Source organism: Amycolatopsis rifamycinica (genome assembly GCF_000695625.1).
Lineage (GTDB): Bacteria > Actinomycetota > Actinomycetes > Mycobacteriales > Pseudonocardiaceae > Amycolatopsis > Amycolatopsis rifamycinica.
On sequence record NZ_JMQI01000043.1, the window covers coordinates 245,908 to 267,306 of the forward strand.

Below are 21,399 nucleotides of genomic sequence, written 5' to 3' on the forward strand. Positions count from 1 at the left end.
TAGACGTTGGACAGGGGAGAACACGGACTACCTAGATCGGGATCATGAGCAAGGAGAACGTAGCGGCTTCGGAGGAGAAGGAACAGAAGTCGGGCCTGCGGATCGCGCAGGTACTGGCGGCGGCGCTGGCGGCGGTGACCGCGGCGCTGCTCGGCTCGACACTGGGCGTGGCCGGCACGGTGATCGGGGCCGGCGTGGCGAGCGTGGTGTCGACGGTCGGCAGCGAGCTGTACCTGCGCTCGCTGGAACGCACCCGCGCGGCGGCGCTCAAGGCGCGTGAGCTGGCGACGTCGGGGATCCGGCGGCGCGGGCAGGCCGTGGACGTCACCGATCAGCCGACGGTCCGGCTGAAGCCACCGGAGGACGAGCCGTCACGGCTGTCCTCGCGGCTGCGGAAGCTGCGCTGGCCGTTGCTCATCGGCACGAGCCTGGCGGCGTTCGCGGTGGCGATCCTGTCGATCGTCGGCTTCGAGTCGGCGACGGGCACCCAGATCGGCGGCGGAACCGGCTCGAGCATCGGCAAGATCTTCACCGGCGACGGCGGCCACCAGGGCAGGACTCCGTCGACCACGCCGCCGACCGGCACGGACGACACGCAGGTGTCCCCGACGGAGACGGCGACCACGCCGCCTTCGTCGAGCTCGACCGCGCCGACGACGTCGTCGGAGACCCCGTCGACCACCCCGAGCACGACGGCCCAGCAGCCGTCGACCTCGGCGCCGGCCACCACGGCGACGCCGCCGACCAGCAAGGGCGCGGCGACGACGCCGACCCCGTGATCAGGGCAGCCGGGCCCGCAGCGCCCGTGCCGCGGCCTCGGGGTCCTCGGCCTCGGTGATCGCCCGGACCACGACGATCCGGGACGCTCCCGCGTCGAGGACCTCGCCGAGCCGCGGCTCGTCGATGCCGCCGATCGCGAACCACGGCCGGTCCGGGGCCCACGCCGCCGTCGCGTGCACCAGGTCAAGGCCCGGCGCCGGGCGGCCCGGCTTCGTCGGCGTCGGCCAGCAGGGGCCCGTGCAGAAGTAATCCACCCCGGGCGCCGCGGCCGCCGCCAGGGCCTGGTCGAGCGAGTGCGTCGAGCGGCCGATCACGACGTCGTCGCCGAGGATGCGGCGGGCCAGCGGTACCGGGATGTCGTCCTGCCCCAGGTGGAGGACATCGGCCCCGACGGCAAGGGCCACGTCGGCCCGGTCGTTCACCGACAGCAGCGCCCCGTGCCGGGCGCACGCCTCGGCCAGCACCTCCAGCGCCGCGATCTCGCCGGCCGCCTCCAGTGCGCCGGTCTTGTCGCGCAGCTGGATGATGTCGACGCCGCCGGCGAGGGCCGCGTCGGCGAAGGCGGCCAGGTCGCCACGGTCCGTGCGGGCGTCCGTGCACAGGTACAGGCGCGCCGCGTCGAGGCGGGCGCGGATCTTGTCACCGGAGAGGGCGGGCATAGCGGCGACCGTACCCTCCGCGTTAGGGTGGGACTGTCCGCACGGGAGCCCGGGGCACGGGCTGAGAGGGAGCTGCCGCTCCGACCGTGGAACCTGATCCGGGTCATGCCGGCGCAGGGAGCGTGATTCCATGACGAACCTGGCAGTGGTGGGCGGCGGCGTGATCGGCCTGTCCGTGGCGTGGCGAGCCGCGTGCACCGGCCGGAGGGTCACCCTCTACGACCCCGAGCCCGTCCGCGGCGGCGCGTCCTGGCTGGCCGGCGGCATGCTCGCCCCGGTCACCGAGGCCTGGCCGGGCGAGGAGGACGTCCTCCGCCTCGGCGAAGAATCGCTCAACCGGTGGCCCGGCTTCGCGCGCGACCTGCGAAAAGAGGGCGTCGACCCCGGACTGGCCGGCCACGGCACGCTCGTCGTCGCCTTCGACAGCGCCGACGCCGGCTACCTGGACATCCTGGCCGGCCACCTGCACTCCCTCGGCCGCGCGGCCGAGCGGCTCACCGGCCGGGAGGCCAAGCGGCTCGAACCGGGGATCGGTTCCGTCCGAAGTGGACTCCACGTGCCCGGTGACCTGGCCGTGGACAACCGGAAACTGCTCGACGCGCTGTACGCGGCCTGCGTCAACCACCAGGTCCGGTTCGTGCGCGAGCGCGTCGAGGAACTCCCGGACGCCGAAGCCGTCGTGCTCGCCGCCGGCGCCTGGACCGGGCGGCTGCACCCGCGGCTCGCCGGCGCCGTGCGCCCGCTCAAGGGCGAAATCCTGCGGCTCAAGCCCCGTCGCGGCTGCCTGCCGCCGCCGTCGCACACCGTCCGGGCCGTCGTCGAGGGCCGGCCGATCTACCTCGTCCCGCGCGGCGACCAGGAGCTCGTCCTCGGCGCCACGCAGTACGAGGCCGGCTTCGACCAGGCTGTCACCGCCCGCGGCGTGCGCGAGCTGCTCGAAGGCGCCGAACGCGTCTTCCCCGCGATCACCGAGTACGAGCTGACCGAAACCGCCGCCGGCCTGCGGGCCGGCAGCCGGGACGCGCTGCCGTACCTCGGCGCCTTGGACGGCGGTGTCTTCGCCGCGACCGGGCACCACCGCAACGGCCTGCTGATGGCCCCGGTGACCGCGGACGCCGTGGTCGCCTGGCTCGAGGGGGACGAGCCGCCCGAAGGCACCGCGGCCGCGTCCCCCGCCCGCCTGCACCAGAAGGAGCCCGTGTGATGGAAATCAAGCTCAACGGCGAGTGGACGGCGTTCCCGGACGACGCGACCGTCGCCGACGTCCTCGACGCCACCGGCGGGCAACGGCCCGGCATCGCCGTCGCGGTCGACGGCGTCGTCGTGCGCCGCGCCGACTGGGCGGCCACCCCCGTGCCCAAGGGTGCGGTCCTCGACGTGCTCACCGCGGTCCAGGGAGGCTGAAATGGACGAAGCACCGCTGGTCATCGGCACGACCAAGCTGACGTCCCGGCTGATCATCGGCACCGGCGGCGCGGCCAACCTCGCCGTGCTGGAACGCGCGCTGGTCGCGTCCGGCACCGAGCTGACCACCGTCGCCATGCGCCGCGCCGACGCCGAAGGCGGCTCCGGCGTCCTCGAACTCCTGAAGAGGCTCGGCATCGAGCTGCTGCCGAACACGGCGGGCTGCCGGACGGCCGCCGAAGCCGTGCTCACCGCGCAGCTCGCGCGTGAGGCGCTGGAGACCGACCTCGTCAAGCTCGAGGTGCACGCCGACGACCGGACGCTGCTGCCGGACCCGATCGAGACCCTCGACGCCGCCGAACGGCTGGCCGCCGACGGGTTCACCGTGTTCGCCTACACGAACGACGACCCGGTGCTCGCGCTGCGCCTGGAGGAGGCCGGCTGCGCCGCGGTGATGCCGCTGGGCGCGCCGATCGGCACCGGCCTCGGCATCCGGAATCCGCACAACATCGAGCTCATCGTTTCGCGGGCGGGTGTCCCGGTGATCCTGGACGCCGGAATCGGCACGGCCTCGGACGCGACGCTGGCGATGGAGCTCGGCTGCGACGCCGTCCTGCTCTCCACGGCCGTCACCCGGGCGGCCGATCCCGAGCGGATGGCCGCGGCGATGCGGGCGGGCGTCATCGCCGGGCGGCTGGCCCGCGAGGCCGGGCGCGTGCCGCAGCGCTTCTGGGCGCAGGCGTCGAGCCCACCCCGGTGAACTGCTGTTTTTTTGAGGGGTCCGGTGGCGGAGCCCCCGGCCCGGGGCGAAGCCCCGGGGATAACGCTGTGGTGGCTTAACACCGAGCGTGACCTCCGCCCCGTAAGGTGGACGGCACTTTACGGCGCACCCGCGCCCGCGTGAGGCAGAAGGAGCCAGCCGTGACGAGCACATCGGTCCAGGACGTCTCGGGCAGGTTGTACCTCGCCGTGGGCAGGCTCTCCCGGTCACTGCGGCAGGCCGGGGTGCCCGGGCCGGGCCACGGCGCCATCTCGGCGCTGGCGACGCTGGTGCACGCGGGCCAGCTGCGGCTCGGCGACCTCGCGGCCCGGGAGGGCGTCGCCGCCGCGACCATGTCGCGGATCATCGCGTCCCTGGTCGAATCCGGGTACGTCAGCCGCGAGTCCGACCCGGTCGACCGCCGGGCGTGGCTGGCGAAGGCGACCGAGGAGGGCGAGCGGCTGGTGTCCGGCGTCCGGTCGACCCGGGTGCAGGAGCTCAACCGGCGCCTCGACCGGCTCTCGCCCGACCACCGCGAGGCCCTGCTGGCGGCGCTGCCGGCGCTCGAAGCCCTGATCGCGGACGACTAGGACCCCTTCCGGGTGTGGCGCGCCAGGTGATCGGGTACTCCTGCAGCACGCCGGCCGACCGTCGGCCGGCACACCTGGGGAGGTACACGTGGACTCCACGCTGGCTGTGTTCTCGTCTCCCGACACCCCCATGGGCGGCGTGCTCGTGGTGATCGCCATCCTGGCCGTGATCGGGGGGACCATCATGGGTCGCCGGGCCGGGAAGAAGCGCTGATCGCCACCAGCTAGGCGGTCGTTTTCCGCAGCTCGGCCAGCTCCGCGCGCAGGGCGCGGAGCTCTTCGAGGATCTCCTGGTTGGCGGCGGCCTGCGTTTCGGCCTGCTTCGCCTCCTCCTCGCGGATGTCCTGGCGCAGCTCGTCTTCCATGCCGCTGACCACGACGGCGATGAAGAGGTTCAGCACCGCGAAGCTGGACACGAGGATGTAGACGACGAAGAAGATCCAGGCCAGCGGCGCCTGTTCCATGATCGTCTTCGCGATGTCGGGCCACGCCTCGCCGGTCATCACCTGGAACAGGGTGAACAGGGACGTGCCGAGGTCGCCGAAGTCGCCGGGGTCGATGGCGCCGAACAGCTTCGTCGCCATCACCCCGGCCACGAAGATGATCAGCGCGAGCAGCGCGGCGATCGACGCCATGCCGGGGATCGCGGCGAGCAGGCCGGACACGACCTTGCGCATCGACGGCACGACCGAGATCAGCCGCAGCACCCGGAGCACGCGCAGCGACCGCAGCACCGCGAAGGGCCCGGTCGCCGGGATCACCGCGATGCCGACCACCAGCAGGTCGAAGACGTTCCAGTTGTCGCGGAAGAAGCCGCCGCGGTAGGCGTAGAACTTCGCCAGCAGCTCGGCGACGAAGATGCCCAGCGCGAGGTGGTCGAGGACGTGCAGCAGGCCGCCGTAGCCGTCCATGAGCGACCTCGACGTCTCCATGCCGAGGGTGACGGCGTTGAAGACGATGACGGCGATGATGAAGTTCTGGAAGCGGCGGCCCTCCAGGACCGCCGCCACCCGCTCGCGCCCGGTCAAGGGCACCCCCCGCTTCGGTCAAGGATCGGTAAATCCGCTCGGCGGCCAAGATAGCTGGCGAGAAGAGAGGGGAAGCGCATGGGTGAAGGCCCCGAAATCCCGCTGGCCCGGCTGCGCGAGGTGACCGAACTCCTGCTGGCGCACGCGGAACGCGACGGCGGCTCGGTGACGCTCGACCACGACCTGTTCTGGGAACTCCTCCCGGAGCAGCGCCACGAACTCGGCCACGCGCCCACCGAGCACACCGTGGGCCGGCTGAGCGAGTCGTGGGCGCACCTGACGGAGATGGCCGATGACCCCGATCGAGTGGTCGGGTACGGACTGGTCTGGCTGGCCGACGTGCTGCGCGCGCTCGGCCACCAGCAGATCGGCTGAACCGTCAGCGCTCCTCGGGAGCCAGCCGCCAGAAGGCCGAGACCGGGCCGACCTTCGCACCCATCGGGTACGCGTGCTCGACGGCGTGCGACACGAACCACTTGCCGTACCGCGCCGCCTCGACCACCGACATGCCCTTGGCCAGGCCCGCGGTGAGCGCCGACGCCATCGTGTCGCCCGCGCCGTGCGTGTGCGGGGTCGCGTAGCGCCGTCCCGGCAGCTCCACGAACGTCGAGCCGTCGAACAGGAGGTCCACGCACTCCGGGTCGGCCTGCAGGTGGCCGCTCTTGACCAGGACGTACCGCGGGCCCATCCGGTGCAGCACCACCGCCGCGGTGTGCATGCCCTCGCGGTCGGTCACGGTCATGCCGGTGAGCAGCCGGACTTCGTCGAGGTTCGGCGTCAGGACCGTCGCGCGCGGCAGCAGCTCGTCGCGCAGCGCGTGCAGGCCGGCCTCGTCGAACAGCGGGTGACCGTGCATCGACGCCGCGACCGGGTCCACCACGAACGGGATCTTCGCGTCCCGCCCGATTTCGGCGTTGTCGCAGGCCGCGGCGACGGCGTGGATGATCTCGGCCGAGGCCAGCATGCCGGTCTTCGCCGCGCCGACGCCCATGTCCGCGGCCACGGCTTCGATCTGCCCGGCGACGATGTGCGGCGGGAGGTCGGCGCGGTCGTGCACGCCCAGGGTGTTCTGCACGGTGACGGCGGTGACCGCGACCAGGCCGTGCACCCCGCAGGTCAGGAAGGTGCGCAGGTCCGCCTGCAGCCCGGCGGCGCCGCCGGAGTCCGACCCGGCGATGGTGAGCGCCGAAGGAATCATGGTGGTTTCCCGACTTCTGGTCTAGGCCAATCAGCCTCTTTTGCTTCATCAACAGTCAACCACGGTGCGACATTGTGAAGGTTACTCACGTTCGAAGGAGTCTGGATGAAGCTCTCCTCGGTGGTACTCCTCACGGCCGCGCTCGTGCTCTCCGGAGCGACCGCCGCCAACGCGGACAGTCCCAAGCTCTCCCACGTCACCACCGTCGGCGTGCACAACACGTACGACCCGGCGGCCTACGACTACCTGGCCAGGGCGCTCGACGCCGGTTCGTCGCTGATCGAGCTCGACGTGTGGCCGGACTTCTTCACCCACGAATGGAAGGTCAGCCACTCGAACCCGTTGGGGAACAACAACAACTGCGTCGCCGCGACGTCGGCGGCCCAGCTGTACTCCGGCGGGAAGAACAAGAACCTCGAGTACTGCCTCGACGACATCCGGATCTGGCTGGCCGCCCACCCCGGGCACCCGCCGATCACGCTCAAGCTCGAGATGAAGACCGGCTTCTCGGACAACACCGGCATGGGCCCGGACGAGCTCGACGCCACGTTCCGGGCGCACCTCGGCAGCGTCGCCTTCCGCCCGGCCGAGCTGCTCGGCGGCTACGCGACGCTGGACGACGCGGCCAAGGCGGACAACTGGCCGTCCGTGGACGCGTTGCGGGGCCGGGTGATCACCGAGATCATCCCGGGCACGGTGGAGGAGGGGAACTCGACCGACACGCTGAAGACCGACGTCGAGTACGCGCGCTACCTGACCGGCCTGAAGAACGCGGGCAAGCTCGGCGACGCGAACATCTTCCCGACCGTGCACGGCGCGGCAGGCGGTGACCCGCGGGACAAGTACACCGCCGACCTCAAGCCGTGGTTCGTCGTGTTCGACGGCGACGCGAACGCCTGGGTGACCCAGACCGGGCCGTGGTGGTACGACGCCAACCACTACTACCTGGTGATGACCGACGCGCAGAACGTCGCGCCGGCCATCGACAGCCACAGCCCGACGGTCGACCAGGCCAACCAGCGCGTCGCCGAGTTGGCGAAGCAGCACGCGTCGGTGGTCACCGCGGACTGGACCGGGCTCACGACGGTGCTGCCCCAGGTGCTCGCCCGCGGTTAGAGGGTCAGCACGAGCTTGCCGGACACCCGGCCCGATTCACCCAGCTCGTGCGCCTTGGCGACGTCCTCCAGGGGGAACGTCTGCTCGACGCGGACCTTCAGCTGACCGGCTTCGATCAGTTCGACGAGGCCGGTCAGCCCGCCGCGGTCGGGCTCGACGAGGATCCGCCTGGTCCGGACGTTCCTGGCTTCGGCGGCCTTTTCGACGCGGTCGCCCACACCGCTCGGGACGCCGATCAGCAGGCCGCCTTCCTTGATGGCGGGCAGCCAGCGCAGGTCGCTCTCCTCGCCGACTAGTCCGAAGTAGACGTCCACATCGGACGTGGTGGCGTCCTGGTCGTGGTAGTCGATCGGCTCGTCGACACCCAGCTCGCGCAGGAATTCGTGCTTGCCCGCGCTGGCCGTGCCGATGACGTGCGCGCCGCGCGCCTTGGCGATCTGCACGGCGAGGTGCCCGACCCCGCCCGCGGCGGCGTCGACGAACACGCGCTGTCCCTTGTGGACGTTCGCGACGTCGACCAAGCCCTGCCACGCGGTGAGTCCGGCGAGGGGAAGGGCGGCGGCCTCGGCGAACGACAGCCCGGCCGGCTTGCGCACGAAGTGCCGCGAGGGCGCGGTGACGTACTCGGCGTAGGCGCCGGCCGGTCGCGGGAACCACGGCATGCCGAGGACTTCGTCGCCCTCGTCCAGGCCTGTGGCACCGAAGCCGGCTTCTTCGACGACACCGGCGACGTCCCAGCCGACGGTGAACGGCGGGTCGCCGAGGAACCCGCCGCCGCGCCGCACCTTCCAGTCGACCGGGTTGATGCCGGCGGCCGCCACCCGCACCAGGACCTCCGTCGGCCCGGGTTCGGGGCGCGGTGCCTCGGTGATCTGGAGCACCTCCGGCCCGCCGAGGGCTTGCTGGGTCACGATGCGCATCGGTTCTCTCCTTGGATCTCGGGGTCGCCTCCATCCTCGGAGCGTTCGTCACTTTTCGCCAGAAGGCACTTGCTTGTACAGTAGGTACCTGATGGAAACTACCTGCGACCAGGGCGGACCCTGGGATGTGTACCTCCGCAACTGCCCCTGCCGTGACGTGCTGGACCTACTGGCCAACAAGTGGACGGCGCTGGTGCTGGGCGCGCTCGCCCGCGGCCCGCACCGCTTCGGCGAGCTGCGCCGCGCGGTCGACGGCATCAGCCAGAAGATGCTGACCCAGAACCTGCGCCAGCTGGAGCGCGACGGCTTCGTGACGCGCACGGTGTACCCGACAACCCCGCCGACGGTGGAGTACGCGCTGACGGAGATGGGCGCGGAGGTGGGGGCGCACCTGATCGCGTTGAGCACGTGGTCGCAGGCGAACTTCGACCGCATCCGCGCGGCCCGCGAGCAGTACGACGGCCGCGAGCTGCAGCCCGTCCGCTAGCTCTTGTCCAGGACCCAGAACGGCGAAACCGGCCCCACCCCCGCGCCCAGCGGATAGCCCTCCGCGACACAGCGCTCGATGAACTTCTTCCCGGCCGCCACCGCGTCCGGCACCGAGGCGCCCTTCGCGAGTGACGCCGTGATCGCCGACGCCAGCGTGTCGCCGCCGCCGTGGGTGTTCTCCGTCTCGTACCGCGGTCCGGTCAGTTCGAGGTACTCCCGGCCGTCCGAGAGCAGGTCCACGCACTCGGCTGTGCCCTGCATGTGGCCGCCCTTGACCAGGACCCACCGCGAGCCGAACTCCAGCAGGGCTTCGGCGGCGGCCCGCTGGGAAGCGGCGTCGACGACCTGAACTCCTGTCAGCAACCGGACCTCGTCGAGGTTCGGCGTGATCAGGGTCGCGCGCGGGAACAGTTCTGTGCGGATCGCCTCCAGCGCGTCCTCTCGCAGCAGCGGGTCACCCGTCATCGACGCCGCGACCGGGTCGACCACGAACGGGCCGACCTCCACCTCGTCCAGGGTCTTCGCGACCGCGCGGATGATCTCCGCCGTGGCGAGCATGCCCGTCTTGGCCGCGTTGACGCCCATGTCCGACGCCACCGCCTTGATCTGCGCGGTGACGACGTCGGCCGGGATCTCCGTGAAGCCCTGCACGCCCAGGGAGTTCTGCACGGTGACGGCCGTCAGCGCGACCAGCCCGTGGACGCCGTGGGCGAAGAACGTGCGCAGGTCGGCCTGGATGCCCGCACCACCGCCGGAGTCGGATCCGGCGATGGTGAGAGCCGTCCTCGGTGTCACGGCTGCACCACGGGCAGGTAGACCTTGCCGCCGGACTCGGTGAACTCCGCCGACTTCGAAGCCATGCCGGCCTCGATGGCCTCCACAGTGGACAGACCGTGTTCTTCGGCGTACTTGCGGACGTCCTGGGTGATCCGCATCGAGCAGAACTTCGGGCCGCACATCGAGCAGAAGTGCGCGGTCTTGGCCGGCTCGGCGGGCAGCGTCTCGTCGTGGAACGAGCGCGCGGTGTCCGGGTCCAGCGACAGGTTGAACTGGTCGTTCCAGCGGAACTCGAAGCGCGCCTTCGACAGCTCGTCGTCCCACTCCTGCGCGTACTTGTGCCCCTTGGCCAGGTCGGCGGCGTGCGCGGCGATCTTGTACGTGATGACGCCGGTCTTCACGTCGTCGCGGTTCGGCAGGCCCAGGTGCTCCTTCGGTGTCACGTAACACAGCATCGCCGTGCCGTACCAGCCGATCTGCGCCGCGCCGATGGCCGACGTGATGTGGTCGTACGCCGGCGCGATGTCCGTCGCGAGTGGACCGAGGGTGTAGAACGGCGCCTCGCCGCAGAGCCTTTCCTCGAGCTCCACGTTCTCCTTGATCTTGTGCATCGGCACGTGACCGGGGCCCTCGATCATCACCTGGACGTCGTGCGAGCGCGCGATGTGCGTCAGCTCGCCGAGGGTCTCCAGCTCGGCGAACTGGGCGCGGTCGTTGGCGTCGGCGATCGAGCCGGGACGCAGGCCGTCGCCGAGGGAGAACGTGACGTCGTACTGGCGCAGGATCTCGCAGAGTTCTTCGAAGTGCGTGTACAGGAACGACTCCTGGTGGTGCGCCAGGCACCACGCGGCCATGATCGACCCGCCGCGGCTGACGATCCCGGTGACGCGCCGCGCGGTCAGCGGGATGTAGCGCAGCAGCACGCCGGCGTGCACGGTGACGTAGTCGACACCCTGCTCGCACTGCTCGATGATGGTGTCGCGGTAGACCTCCCACGACAGCTTTTCCGGTTCGCCGTCGACCTTTTCCAGCGCCTGGTAGATCGGCACGGTGCCGACCGGGACCGGCGAGTTGCGGATGATCCACTCCCGCGTCTCGTGGATCCGCTTGCCGGTGGAGAGGTCCATGATCGTGTCGGCGCCCCAGCGGGTCGCCCACACCATCTTGTCGACCTCTTCCTCGACCGACGACCAGACGGCCGAGTTGCCCATGTTGGCGTTAATCTTCACGAGGAAGTTCTTGCCGATGATCATCGGCTCGGTCTCGGGGTGCTTGCGGTTGGCGGGGATCACCGCGCGGCCGCGGGCCACTTCGTCGCGCACGAACTCCGCGGAAACCCGCTCGCGGGCGGCGATGTACTCCATCTCCCGCGTGATGACGCCCTGCTTGGCCCAGCCGAGCTGGGTGTTGTGCTCCCGCCCGTCGGCCCACCCGGCCCGCAGCCGGTGCAGTCCACTGTGGACGTCGATCTCGACGTCGGGATCGGTGTACGGGCCCGAGGTGTCGTAGACGTCGAAGTGTTCACCGTTGGAGAGATCGATCCGCCGGACGGGGACGCGGAGGCCGGATTCCGTCTGGTGGTACGCCTTGTGCGAGCCGGTGATCGGACCGGTGGTGACCTTTACGGCAGCATTGTTCTCAAGCGTCGTCAACGACTTTCACTCCCTACGCCGGCATTACCCGGTCAGGTTCATGCGGTCGGTGACGCCTGCGAAACGCAAGTCACCCTCTCAGCCCGCCATGGCGCGAGCTCCCGCGTTGGTGTTGTGCCTCCGACCATGCCACGCCGGGCCGCGAGACTCAAGCCCGGTCACCTCACCCGACCAACTCGGCGGGTGTAGCGTAGACGTCGACCATGGCTCCGTTGCGCAGCACGGTGATCGGCAGTGCGGTGCCGATCACTTCCGCGAACAGCTGCCGCTGGATGCCTTGCGCGTCCGAGACGCGGGTGCGTCCGACGGTGAGCACGAGATCGCCCTTCTTGAGGCCCGCCCGGTCCGCCGGCCCGCCGGGAACGACTTCGTGCACCCGCAGCCCGGCGTCCTGCCCGGTGCGCTCGGCGACGTCGTCCGGCAGCGGCGCGGGCACGCCGACGACGCCGAGGTACGCACGCCGCACCCGGCCTTCGACGACGAGCGTGTCGATGATCCGCCGCGTCGTCGCGTTGATCGGCACGGCGAGCCCGAGCCCGAACCCGGCGACGGCGGTGTTGACGCCGACGACCCGCCCGGCGGAGTCGGCGAGCGCGCCGCCGGAGTTGCCGGGGTTGAGCGCCGCGTCGGTTTGGATGACGTCCTCGATCACGCGGGTGGCGCGCCCCTGCCGCACCGGCAGCGCCCGCCCGAGCGCGCTGACGACCCCGGCGGTGACGGTCCCGGAGAACCCGAGCGGGTTCCCGACGGCGACGACGAGCTGCCCGACGACGAGCTCGTCGGCGTCCCCCAGGCGGGCGGCCGGCGGGGTCTCCCCGCGCGCCCGCAGCACGGCGAGATCGGACAGCGGATCCGCCCCGACGACGTCGAAGGGCACTTCGCTGCCGTCGGCGAAGGTGGCGAGGCCCTGCCGGTGATCGCCGACGACGTGGGCGTTGGTGAGCAGGTGGCCGTCATCGGCGAACACGACGGCCGACCCACTGCCGCGCGCGAGCTGCACCCCGGCGACGTGCGGGGTGACGGTTTTCGCGACGGTGCTGACCGCGCGTGAGTAGGCGTCCATCGCGTCGTCCATGCGCACCTCGATTACAGCGTTGCAGGTACTACAAGTCTGCGCCGGGTCGAGCGGGATGTCCGTTCGCTGTCCGTGAACCGGTTCACCGGACCAGTGACGGTCAGTGGTTCACCGGATCGGACCATGCATCCGGCAGAAATCGGCGGCAGACTGCCAAGTCGCTTCTGTAACGGTGCAGAAGCGATCTTCTGTGGGGTTGATATGCGCAAACTCATGTTCGGCGCTCTCGCCGGGCTGCTCGTCACCGGACTGATCCCGGCGACCGCGGCGGCCCAGGGGGAGGCGCCCGGGGCGCCTGGGACCCATCCCAGCTGGCTGCCCGCGAACAAGACCGGCTTCGGCACCGCGCACGACCGGTCCAGCAACGTCTGGTTCACCCTCCAAGGCGGCCAGCTGTCCGAGGTCTACTACCCGGACCTCTCCACACCCAGCGTCCGCTCGCTGAACTTCGTCGTCACGGACGGCCGCGGCTTCGCCGTCACGGACTACTCCGCGAAGGCGCAGCAGGTGCGGCGGACCGACGACGACAGCCTGACCTACGAGCAGACCATCACCGACGACCAGCACCGCTGGCGCCTCCGCAAGACCTACGTCACCGACCCGGCCGCTACGACGGTGCTGGTGGACGTCGACTTCCAGTCGCTCACCGGGCGGCCCTACCAGCTCTACGCGGTCGCCGACCCGGACCTCACCAACGACGGTTCGGACGACTCGGCCGCGCGCCAGGGCGACGCCGTCACCGCGCAGGACGCCACCAACGCCGCCGCGCTCACCGCGAAGCCCGCGTTCACGAAGACCAGCGTCGGCTACGCGGGCGGGTCCGACGGGAACACCCAGCTCACCAAGACCTTCAAGCTGAACTCCTACGACACCGCCACCAAGGGCAACGTCGTGCTGACCGGGCAGACGAACGCCGACGGCGTCCGCGACCGGCACGTCACCCTCGCCCTGGGCATGGGCGCGAAGGCCGCCGACGCGCTGAAGAGCGCGCAGGCGTCGCAGCGACGCGGCGTCCGCGACATCACGCGCGCCTACGACCGCGGCTGGCAGCAGTACCTGCGCGGGATCAGCAAGCCGCCGTCGTCGCTGAAGACCGGCGCGGAGCGCGATCTCTACAAGGCGTCGATGCTGACGCTGGCCGCGAGCGAGGACAAGCACCACCCGGGCGCCTTCATCGCGTCGCCGAGCATGCCGTGGCGGTTCGGGAACAACGACCCCGAGTGGTCGCCGTCCGGCACCTACCACCTGGTCTGGCCGCGTGACCTCTACCAGATCGCCACCGGCCTGGCCGCCGGCGGCGACACGGCCGCCGCGAACCGCGCCGTGACCTACATGTTCGGCACGCAGCAGCAGCCCGACGGGCACCTGCCGCAGAACAGCCGGGTCGACGGCGTGCCGTACTGGACGTCGATCCAGCTCGACGAGACCGCGTTCCCGATCGTGCTGGCCCAGCAGCTCGGCCGGAACGACCTGTGGCCCGGTGTTCGCAAGGCCGCCGACTTCATCCTCGGGTACAAGGGACCGAACGGGCAGCCGTCGCCGTACACCCAGCAGGAGCGCTGGGAGGAGCAGGACGGGTGGTCCCCGTCGACCATCGCCTCGGTGATCGCCGGGCTCGTCTGCGCCGCCGACCTCGCGTCGCACAACGGCGCGGCCGCCGACGCGGCCCGGTACCTCGCCGCGGCCGACAAGATGAAGGCCGACCTGCCGAAGCAGACGGTCACCACGAACGGGCCGCTGTCGAAGGACCCGTACTTCGTCCGCCTGACCAAGGACGCGAACGCCAACGCCGGGACGACGTACAACCTCGGCAACTCGAGCGTCACGATGGACCAGCGCGCGGTCACCGACGCGGGCTTCCTCGACCTGGTCCGGCTCGGCGTCTACCGCGCCGACGACCCGGTGATCCGCAACAGCGTGCGCGTGACCGACTCCGACATCGCCTTCACCACGCCGACCGGCCAGTTCTGGCACCGCTACACGAAGGACGGCTACGGCGAGCAGGCCGACGGCTCGCCGTGGGACTACACGTTCCCCGCGGAGAGCCGCACGACGTTCGGCCGGCTCTGGCCGCTGCTCGCCGGCGAACGCGGCGAGTACGAACTGGCGCTCGGCGACCCGGCCTCGGCCGCGCGGCGGCTGCGTGACCTCGGCCGGGTGAGCAGCTCGGCGGAGACCATGCCGGAGCAGGTGTGGGACGAGAACCCGCCGTCCGGGCAGACGGGCTTCCCGGCCGGCACGCCCACGACGTCGGCGACCCCGCTGGCCTGGACGCACGCCCAGTACGTCCGGCTCGCCTGGGACGTCAAGGCGGGCTCGGTCCTCGAAACGCCGAAGGTGGTCCGCTGCCACTTCCTCGGCTGCTGAAACGCCGAAGGGCCCCTCGTGCGCGAGGGGCCCTTCGGGTCAGATGACGGCGCCGTCGTCCTCGGGAGTCCGCGGCGGCAGCCACGAGTTGCCGGGGACGCCCCACTTGTTGTGCTTGAGCATCTTCTTCGCGGCGCGCGCGTGGCGGCCGACCAGGCGGTCGAGGTAGATGTACCCGTCCAGGTGGTCGGTCTCGTGCTGCAGGCAGCGCGCGAAGTAGCCGGTGCCCTCGACCTCGATCGGGTTGCCCTGGATGTCGAAGCCCGTCACCTTCGCCCACTTCGCGCGGCCCGTCGGGTACGACTCGCCGGGCGCCGAGAGGCAGCCCTCCCAGTCGTCGTCCGGGTCCGGCATGGTCTCCGGGATCTCCGACGTCTCGAGCTTCGGGTTGACGACGACGCCCTTGTGCCGCACGCCCTCGTCGTCCGGGCAGTCGTAGACGAACACCCGCAGATCGAGGCCGATCTGGTTGGCCGCGAGGCCGACGCCCTCGGCCGCGTACATCGTCTCGAACATGTCGTCGACGAGCGTGCGCAGCTTCTCGTCGAACTCGGTGATCTCCCGAGTCGGCTGGTGCAGCACGGGCTCGCCGGCGATAACGATGGGGTGGATGGTCACGGCGAGCCAGTTTAGTCGGACCCCTCTGGTACACCTGCATCAGACCGTGACGCGCCGACGTCGATGCCCACGTGGGTGGTGGCTTCCGTGGTTGAATGGCGCCCGCGGAAGAGCTAGGTCTGATTCGCCATGACGCCCGATTGAGAGGGACTCGGATGGACGCCGCGGAGTCGATGGCTGAGCCGCAGCCGTCGCCGCCGAAGCCCGTGCCCGGCCTGACCGAACGCGAGGTCGAGATCCTCGCCTTCGAGCGCCAGTGGTGGCGACACGCCGGGGCGAAGGAGAACGCCATCCGCGAACGCTTCGACTTGTCCGCGACGCGCTACTACCAGCTGCTCAACAAGCTGCTGGAGAAGCCCGAGGCGATCGAAGCAGACCCGATGCTGGTGAAGCGGCTGCGCAAGACCCGCGCCGCGCGCCAGCGCAAGCGAGGCGCCCGGCGACTGGGGATCGAGCTGAAATGAGTGTGTTTTCGGGAATGTCCCGGCCGATGAAGGCCGCGGGCGTCGCGTTGATCGGGGTGGCCATCATCGCCGCCGTCATCGGCGGGATCACCGCCTTGGGCGGGGGCAACGGGTCGAACGAAGCCGGGCCGAGCGGCACGTCGACGCAGCCGGGCACGTCCGGCTCGACGCCGCCTTCGACGTCTTCGTCTTCGTCGGCCACACCGCCGTCGACCTCGTCGAGCGCTTCGTCGCCGGTACCGCCGTCGCCGAGTTCGCCACCGGCCGGCCAGCCGACTTCGGCCGTCCCCGGTCAACCGGGGCAACCCGGCCAGCCCGGGCAGCCGGGTGGTGACCAGCAGGCGTCCAACAAGTGGGTGACCGTCCGGGTGTTCAACAACTCGACGATCAAGGGACTCGCGGACCGGGCGGCGGAGGACTTCCGCGGCAGCGGCTGGAACGTCAACGAGGTCGGCAACTACTCCCAGGGCGTCATCCCGACGACGACGGCGTTCTACCGCCCGGGCACCGACGAGGAAGCCGCGGCCAAGCAGCTCGCGCAGGAGTTCGGCATCAAGGCCGAGCCCCGGTTCGAGGGCATCCAGAGCGCGAGCCCCGGCGTGATCGTCATAGTGACGAAGGAGTACCAGGGCGCCCACAAGGGCAGCTGACGGGCTCCACGCGTGATCGAGCAGGCATCACGCGTGATGGAACGGGCATCGCGCTGATGCCCCTCCAATCACGCGTCATGCCCCTCCGATCACGCGTGATGCCTCTCTGATCACGCGTGATGCCCCTTCATTCACCGGCCTGGGTCCGCGCGTACGCCTCGAGCGTCGCGAGCTGGGCCGGGTCGAGGCTCGGCCGGACCGCCTTCCGGGCCGTCTCCAGGTGCGCGGCCGTGACTTCGCGGGCCTCCAGGGACTCGCGCATCGCCGTCAGGGCCGCTTCGCGGATCAGCGCCGCGCAGTCCGCGGCCGAGTAACCGTCCAGAGTGGACGCCACCGCGGCGAGGTCGACGTCGTCGGCCAGCGGGGTGTTCTTCGAGCTCGCCGCGAGGATCGCCGCGCGGGCCTCGGCGTCCGGCGGCGGCACGTAGACGCGGCGCTCGAGCCGTCCGGGCCGCAGCAGCGCCGGGTCGACCAGCTCCGGCCGGTTCGTCGCGCCCAGCACGACGACTTCGCGCATCGGCTCGACGCCGTCGAGCTCGGTGAGCAGGGCGGCGACCACGCGGTCGGCCACGCCCGAGTCGGACGACTGGCCGCGGCGCGGGGCCAGCGCGTCGATCTCGTCCAGAAAGATCAGCGCGGGCGCGGCCTCCGCGGCCCGGCGGAACAGCTCGCGCACGGCGCGTTCGGACTCGCCGACCCACTTGTCCATCAGCTCGGCGCCCTTGACGGCGAAGACGTTCAGCGCGCCGGTGCCGGCCAGCGCCCGCACGAGGAACGTCTTGCCGCCGCCGGGCGGCCCGTAGAGCAGCACCCCGCGCGGCGGTTCGACGCCGAGCCGGGCGAACGAGTCCGGGTACCGCAGCGGCCAGAGCACGGCCTCGGTGAGGGACTGCTTGACGTCGACCATGTTCCCGACGTCGTCCAGGGTCAGCCCGCCGGTGGCCAGGTTGTCCGAAGTGGACATCGAGACCGGCCGGACGGTGGCCAGCGCGTCCAGCAGGTCCTGCTGCGAGATGCGCGGTTCGTCGGTGTCGCGCTGGCGCAGCGCCGCCCGCAGCGCCGCGTCCCGGCGCAGCGCGATCAGGTCGGCCGCGACGAAGCCCGGCGTCCGCTCGGCGAGGACGCCGCAGTCGATGCCGGTGTCGAGCGGGACGTCGCGGAGCAGGACGTTCAGCAGCTCGCGGCGGGTTTTCGCGTCCGGAAGGCCCAGGCCGAGCTCGCGGTCCAGCAGGTCGGCGGCGCGCAGCCGCGGGTCGGCCGACTCGGCACGGGCCGTCGTCGCGACGACGGCGAAGCGCTCGCGCCGCAGCGCCGTCCGCAGCTCCTCCAGCACGACGGTGGCCACCGGCGGCGGAGTCGTCGCCGGCAGGAGGGCGTCGACGTCGGTGAGCAGGAGGACGGAGGGACCTTCGGCGCTCCGGATGGCATCGCGCAGGCGGGCCACGGCGACGTTCGGGTCGAGCACCGCGAGGTTGGGCGCGGCCAGCGGGATGGTCTTGATGCCGGCGTCGTGGGCCACCGACCGCACGAGCGTCGCCTTGCCGACGCCTTCCGGGCCGGACAGCAGGACGCCAAGGTGGGCGGGCGCGCCGAGCCGCGCCAGCAGCTCGGGCCGGTGGAAGGCGAGGTCGAACCACTCGGCGAGCTTGCGCGCGGCGGTCTCGGCGCCGATCAGGTCGGCCAGCGGGACGGCGGTCTCCTCGACCGCGTCGGCGACCTCGTCCTCGACGACCTCGGCGTCGATCCACTCCTCGGCCGCGGTCACGGCGGAGGTGCGGACCAGCGCGGTCGCCGTCCGGGGCGCGGCGGATCCGGGGGTTCCCGGCCGGGCGCCGTCGCGCCAGGTGACCACTGTGGACGGTCCGACGGCGACGGTGCCGGCCGGTTCGGTGGCGGTGACGGTAAGGAGCTCGTTCGTCCAGGTCGCGCCGATCGCGCGCGACAGCTGGCCGCGCAGGCCGGCCGGGTCCGACCCGGGCGACGGCGCGAGGTCCTGCGGCAGCAGCGAAACGGCGTCCCCGACGGTGAGGACCTTGCCGATCAGGGCGAGCCGAAGCACGTGCGGGCTCAGCGAGACGCTGGCCAGCCGCGACCCGGCGACGGTCACGGTCTTGGCGGCCGCCACCTCGGCCGGCGCGACGACGACCTCCGAGCCTTCGGTGACGCCGAGGTTCGACATGGTGACGTCGTCGGTGAGCACCACCCCGGGCACCCCGGTCTCGTCGGCGGGCGCGGCGAGCGCGGCGCTGACCCGCGCCCCGGTGAGGTGGACGGCGTCCCAGGCCCGCAGGCCCAGCGCGTCGAGGACTTCGGGGTGCAGCCGGACGACGCCGCGGCGCGTGTCCAGCGCGGACGGGGTGTGCCGGACGGTCAGCGTGATCTGCGGGTGGCTCACGCCGTTCACCCTAGCGAGCCGACGCTCTCGCAGACCCCGTGATGCCCCTCCAAACACGCGTGATGCCCCTTGGATCACGCGTGATGCCCGCTGGATCACGGTGATCACCGGACGACTCGGGTGATCAGGACCCGATCTCGCGTGACCCGGGCCGGGTCTCGCGTGATTGGCGGGGCATCTCGCGTGATTGGGCGGGCATCACGCGTGATTGAAGGGGCATCACGCGTGATTGGCGGGGCGACACTACTTGCGGCGGAGGCCGATCCGGCGCCAGGAGCGGCGGCGCTGGCCGTTGCCGTTTTCGGAGGTGAGGCGGGGGACGCGGGCCGTCTCGCGGGGGAGGCGGACCGCGCGCATCGCGGCGCCCGCGACGCGGCGGCGCAGCGGGCGGCGCAGGCCGAGGCGGCGGGTGGAGCGGGCCCGGCGGATCGCGCGGCGCTCGCTCGGCGGGACCGTCCAGGCCTCCGGGTGGGCCGCCAGCCAGCGGTGCCGGTAGATCGAATACGGGATGTGCGCCAGGTACAGCACCATGGCCGCGAGCAGGGCGACCAGCGGGAACTGGATGATCGCCGCCGCTAACAACGCCACGCCCAGCAGCAGCGGGGCGATCGCCTTCGGCGGCGCCTTGACCGTCTTGAGCGACAGCGTCGGGATGCGGCTGATCAGCAGGGCCGCGATGGCGACCGTCCACGCCCACACGACGTACTGCGACGACCACCACCCTTCACCCCACTGCAGGTAGGCCACCAGCGGCAGCATCCCCAGCAGGCCGCCCGCGGGCGCCGGGACGCCGACGAAGAACTCGCTCGCGTACGGCGGCTGCTCGGTGTCGTCCAGCAGGGTGTTGAACCGCGCCAGCCGCAGGATCATGCAGACGGCGAAGATCAGCGACGCGACCCAGCCGATCCGGTCCGCGCCGGTCTGCCACACGTAGATCACCAGCGCCGGCGCGACACCGAAGGAGATGCCGTCGGACAGCGAATCCAGCTCCGCGCCCATCTTCGACGTCGCGTCCAGCAGACGCGCGATCCGGCCGTCCAGGCTGTCGAGCACCGCCGCGATGCCGATCGAGGCGATCGCCATCGCGTAGTTCCTGGTCAGCGCGAACTGCACGGCCGACAGGCCCGCGCACAGCGCCAGCACGGTGATGGCGTTCGGCAGCAGCCGGACGCCCGGGGTGGTCACGCGGACCATCGGTCAGCCCTTCGGGAGCGCGGGAAGTTCGGCGATGACCGTTTCGCCGCCGACCGTGCGCTGGCCCTTGCTGACCAGCACCGTCGAGCCCGGCGGGAGGTAGAGGTCGACCCGGGAGCCGAACCGGATGATGCCGTACGTCGAAGCGGCGCCGACCTTGTCGCCCTCGCGGATCTCGCAGAGGATGCGGCGGGCGACCAGCCCGGCGATCTGCACGACGACGAGCTCGTGGCCGTCTTCGGTGCGCATGAGCACGGAGTTGCGTTCGTTGTCGTCGCTCGCCTTGTCCAGGTCCGCGGACAGGAACTTGCCCGGCCGGTAGGCGACCCGCTCGATCACGCCGTTCGCCGGCACGCGCTGGACGTGCACGTCGAACACCGAGAGGAACACCGACACGCGCATCCGCGGCTCGGCGGGCAGGCCGAGCTCGGCGGGCGGCACGGCTTCCTCGATCAGCGACACGATGCCGTCGGCCGAGGCGAGCGCGACGCCGTCACGCGGCGGCGGGACCCGCTTCGGCTCCCGGAAGAACGCCGCGGTGGCCACGGTCGCCAGCGCGCCGACGAGCCCGAGGCGCTTGGAGAACCGGCGGGCGAGCAGCGTCGCGGCGACGCCGCCGGCCACGAACGGGCGGCCGGCGGGGTGCATCGGCGGCAGCGTCTCACGGGCGAGCTGGAGGGCGTGGGCGACGGGGTTGGCGCCGGGCTCCGGCCGGGTGCCGCTCATGGTCGGGTCCCCTGGTTTCGTCTCGGAAGAACGGATCGGCGCCGGGTCCGGCGGCCGCATACGGGCGCCTCCACGCTACCGCTGCCCCAGGTGGAGGTGTCCGCGCGCCCCTGCCCGCTCCTCCGCGAGGGGGTCACCGCGGCGGGTGGGAATGATCGCCGAGCCGTAACGCAAGGTCGATTTCGACGATGACTCTAAGTAGTTGCCGCCGCTCGGGGCGCCGCCCCGCCTGACCTGTGAGGACCGATGATCGACCGCCGCGATCCCGCCGACGCCCGGCTGCGCGAGCTCCTGGGCGCGTGGCGCCGGGAGATCGACGACGTGCCGGTGCCGTCGCTCGTCGACCCGGTGCGCGCGGTGGACGTCGTCATCGAAGCGAGGAAGGCGAAGGACCGGGGCCGGGTGCATCCGCCCCCCGACGGCGCACGCACCCGGCCACCGGGAGACGCGCGTGAGGAAGCAGTCTAGCGTCCGAAGGTCCGTTGACCACGGTTCGTTCGGCGAAAGTTACCAACGGTCACTCGAGCGGCGGGTCAA

At 71.5% G+C, this 21,399-nt stretch carries 24 protein-coding genes and 2 riboswitches; of the genes, 13 read left to right on the forward strand and 11 right to left on the reverse strand.

The features are described from left to right. The first annotated feature begins 44 nt into the window (after positions 1 to 44). Positions 45 to 779: a hypothetical protein gene (locus DV20_RS20845; protein ID WP_043782699.1), complete on the forward strand. Its 735-nt coding sequence runs from the start codon at positions 45 to 47 to the stop codon at positions 777 to 779. Here DV20_RS20845 and thiE read toward each other — a convergent pair whose 3' ends face one another. Beyond that, a complete protein-coding gene (gene thiE / locus DV20_RS20850; protein ID WP_043782701.1) occupies positions 780 to 1,439 on the reverse strand; it encodes a thiamine phosphate synthase in 660 nt (219 codons plus the stop codon). It abuts the gene before it with no gap. Between the two features lie 31 nt (positions 1,440 to 1,470). Then, positions 1,471 to 1,576: riboswitch (TPP riboswitch) on the forward strand. On the opposite strand from thiE, the gene thiO reads away from it, so the two are divergent. From thiO to DV20_RS47030, 5 genes are all read left to right on the forward strand, one after another. Then, entirely contained in the window at positions 1,570 to 2,643 is a 1,074-nt protein-coding gene (gene thiO / locus DV20_RS20855) for a glycine oxidase ThiO (protein ID WP_043782703.1), read from the forward strand. Its footprint overlaps the riboswitch before it by 7 nt. Further along, positions 2,643 to 2,843 (forward strand): sulfur carrier protein ThiS, encoded by a 201-nt coding sequence (gene thiS / locus DV20_RS20860; RefSeq protein ID WP_043782706.1) that lies wholly within the window; start codon positions 2,643 to 2,645, stop codon positions 2,841 to 2,843. The genes thiO and thiS overlap by 1 nt, the downstream gene beginning before the upstream one ends. A gap of 1 nt (position 2,844) precedes the next feature. Further along, on the forward strand, positions 2,845 to 3,603 hold the full coding sequence (gene thiG / locus DV20_RS20865) for a thiazole synthase (RefSeq protein WP_043782707.1): 759 nt from the start codon (positions 2,845 to 2,847) through the stop codon (positions 3,601 to 3,603). 161 nt (positions 3,604 to 3,764) lie between these two features. Further along, complete coding sequence (locus tag DV20_RS20870) at positions 3,765 to 4,193, forward strand: MarR family winged helix-turn-helix transcriptional regulator (RefSeq protein ID WP_043782708.1); 429 nt, start codon at positions 3,765 to 3,767, stop codon at positions 4,191 to 4,193. An 88-nt stretch (positions 4,194 to 4,281) separates the two neighbouring features. Then, positions 4,282 to 4,407 (forward strand): hypothetical protein, encoded by a 126-nt coding sequence (locus tag DV20_RS47030; protein WP_268747437.1) that lies wholly within the window; start codon positions 4,282 to 4,284, stop codon positions 4,405 to 4,407. 10 nt (positions 4,408 to 4,417) lie between these two features. Here the strand turns inward: DV20_RS47030 and DV20_RS20875 are convergent, their stop codons facing one another. After that, on the reverse strand, positions 4,418 to 5,221 hold the full coding sequence (locus tag DV20_RS20875) for an ion transporter (protein ID WP_043782710.1): 804 nt from the start codon (positions 5,219 to 5,221) through the stop codon (positions 4,418 to 4,420). Positions 5,222 to 5,299: 78 nt separating this feature from the next. Between DV20_RS20875 and DV20_RS20880 the strand changes: the two genes are divergently transcribed. After that, positions 5,300 to 5,596: a hypothetical protein gene (locus DV20_RS20880; RefSeq protein WP_043782711.1), complete on the forward strand. Its 297-nt coding sequence runs from the start codon at positions 5,300 to 5,302 to the stop codon at positions 5,594 to 5,596. Between the two features lie 4 nt (positions 5,597 to 5,600). Here DV20_RS20880 and thiD (DV20_RS20885) read toward each other — a convergent pair whose 3' ends face one another. Further along, positions 5,601 to 6,419 carry a bifunctional hydroxymethylpyrimidine kinase/phosphomethylpyrimidine kinase gene (gene thiD, locus DV20_RS20885; RefSeq protein ID WP_043782714.1) on the reverse strand — a complete coding sequence of 273 codons (819 nt, stop codon included), beginning with the start codon at positions 6,417 to 6,419 and terminating at the stop codon, positions 5,601 to 5,603. Between the two features lie 105 nt (positions 6,420 to 6,524). Between thiD (DV20_RS20885) and DV20_RS20890 the strand changes: the two genes are divergently transcribed. Continuing rightward, positions 6,525 to 7,535, forward strand: coding sequence for a phosphatidylinositol-specific phospholipase C domain-containing protein (locus tag DV20_RS20890; RefSeq protein WP_043782716.1), 1,011 nt, complete (start codon positions 6,525 to 6,527; stop codon positions 7,533 to 7,535). On the opposite strand, the gene DV20_RS20895 is transcribed toward DV20_RS20890, so the two are convergent. Continuing rightward, complete coding sequence (locus DV20_RS20895; RefSeq protein ID WP_043782718.1) at positions 7,532 to 8,455, reverse strand: NADP-dependent oxidoreductase; 924 nt, start codon at positions 8,453 to 8,455, stop codon at positions 7,532 to 7,534. The genes DV20_RS20890 and DV20_RS20895 overlap by 4 nt on opposite strands. Positions 8,456 to 8,546: 91 nt before the next feature. Between DV20_RS20895 and DV20_RS20900 the strand changes: the two genes are divergently transcribed. After that, a complete protein-coding gene (locus DV20_RS20900) occupies positions 8,547 to 8,942 on the forward strand; it encodes a winged helix-turn-helix transcriptional regulator (protein WP_043782720.1) in 396 nt (131 codons plus the stop codon). Here DV20_RS20900 and thiD (DV20_RS20905) read toward each other — a convergent pair. The 3 genes from thiD (DV20_RS20905) to DV20_RS20915 form a co-directional block, all read right to left on the reverse strand. Beyond that, the gene (gene thiD, locus DV20_RS20905) at positions 8,939 to 9,739 is read right to left on the reverse strand and encodes a bifunctional hydroxymethylpyrimidine kinase/phosphomethylpyrimidine kinase (protein WP_043782723.1); all 801 of its coding nucleotides are present in this window, start codon (positions 9,737 to 9,739) and stop codon (positions 8,939 to 8,941) included. The genes DV20_RS20900 and thiD (DV20_RS20905) overlap by 4 nt on opposite strands. Beyond that, a complete protein-coding gene (gene thiC / locus DV20_RS20910) occupies positions 9,736 to 11,373 on the reverse strand; it encodes a phosphomethylpyrimidine synthase ThiC (protein WP_043782725.1) in 1,638 nt (545 codons plus the stop codon). The genes thiD (DV20_RS20905) and thiC overlap by 4 nt, the downstream gene beginning before the upstream one ends. Further along, a riboswitch (TPP riboswitch) is annotated at positions 11,367 to 11,488 on the reverse strand. Its footprint overlaps the gene before it by 7 nt. Positions 11,489 to 11,536: 48 nt before the next feature. Then, the gene (locus DV20_RS20915) at positions 11,537 to 12,448 is read right to left on the reverse strand and encodes a S1C family serine protease (RefSeq protein ID WP_043782728.1); all 912 of its coding nucleotides are present in this window, start codon (positions 12,446 to 12,448) and stop codon (positions 11,537 to 11,539) included. Positions 12,449 to 12,649: 201 nt separating this feature from the next. Here DV20_RS20915 and DV20_RS20920 point away from each other — a divergent pair, with 201 nt between their 5' ends. Further along, the gene (locus tag DV20_RS20920; protein ID WP_043782730.1) at positions 12,650 to 14,815 is read left to right on the forward strand and encodes a glycoside hydrolase family 15 protein; all 2,166 of its coding nucleotides are present in this window, start codon (positions 12,650 to 12,652) and stop codon (positions 14,813 to 14,815) included. A gap of 39 nt (positions 14,816 to 14,854) precedes the next feature. Here the strand turns inward: DV20_RS20920 and DV20_RS20925 are convergent, their stop codons facing one another. Further along, positions 14,855 to 15,433: a peptide deformylase gene (locus DV20_RS20925; RefSeq protein ID WP_043782732.1), complete on the reverse strand. Its 579-nt coding sequence runs from the start codon at positions 15,431 to 15,433 to the stop codon at positions 14,855 to 14,857. Positions 15,434 to 15,588: 155 nt separating this feature from the next. On the opposite strand from DV20_RS20925, the gene DV20_RS20930 reads away from it, so the two are divergent. Together DV20_RS20930 and DV20_RS20935 are read left to right on the forward strand one after the other, a co-directional pair. Beyond that, complete coding sequence (locus tag DV20_RS20930; RefSeq protein WP_003101701.1) at positions 15,589 to 15,897, forward strand: DUF3263 domain-containing protein; 309 nt, start codon at positions 15,589 to 15,591, stop codon at positions 15,895 to 15,897. Beyond that, a complete protein-coding gene (locus tag DV20_RS20935) occupies positions 15,894 to 16,547 on the forward strand; it encodes a LytR C-terminal domain-containing protein (RefSeq protein WP_235190899.1) in 654 nt (217 codons plus the stop codon). Before DV20_RS20930 ends, DV20_RS20935 begins: the two co-directional genes overlap by 4 nt. Positions 16,548 to 16,674: 127 nt before the next feature. Here the strand turns inward: DV20_RS20935 and DV20_RS20940 are convergent, their stop codons facing one another. The 3 genes from DV20_RS20940 to DV20_RS20950 form a co-directional block, all read right to left on the reverse strand. Beyond that, positions 16,675 to 18,942: an AAA family ATPase gene (locus tag DV20_RS20940; RefSeq protein ID WP_043782734.1), complete on the reverse strand. Its 2,268-nt coding sequence runs from the start codon at positions 18,940 to 18,942 to the stop codon at positions 16,675 to 16,677. A 243-nt stretch (positions 18,943 to 19,185) separates the two neighbouring features. After that, entirely contained in the window at positions 19,186 to 20,136 is a 951-nt protein-coding gene (pssA, locus tag DV20_RS20945) for a CDP-diacylglycerol--serine O-phosphatidyltransferase (protein ID WP_043782736.1), read from the reverse strand. A 3-nt stretch (positions 20,137 to 20,139) separates the two neighbouring features. Beyond that, positions 20,140 to 20,862 (reverse strand): phosphatidylserine decarboxylase, encoded by a 723-nt coding sequence (locus tag DV20_RS20950; RefSeq protein ID WP_043782803.1) that lies wholly within the window; start codon positions 20,860 to 20,862, stop codon positions 20,140 to 20,142. A gap of 246 nt (positions 20,863 to 21,108) precedes the next feature. Between DV20_RS20950 and DV20_RS20955 the strand changes: the two genes are divergently transcribed. Next, on the forward strand, positions 21,109 to 21,330 hold the full coding sequence (locus DV20_RS20955; RefSeq protein ID WP_043782738.1) for a hypothetical protein: 222 nt from the start codon (positions 21,109 to 21,111) through the stop codon (positions 21,328 to 21,330). Positions 21,331 to 21,399 lie beyond the last annotated feature (69 nt).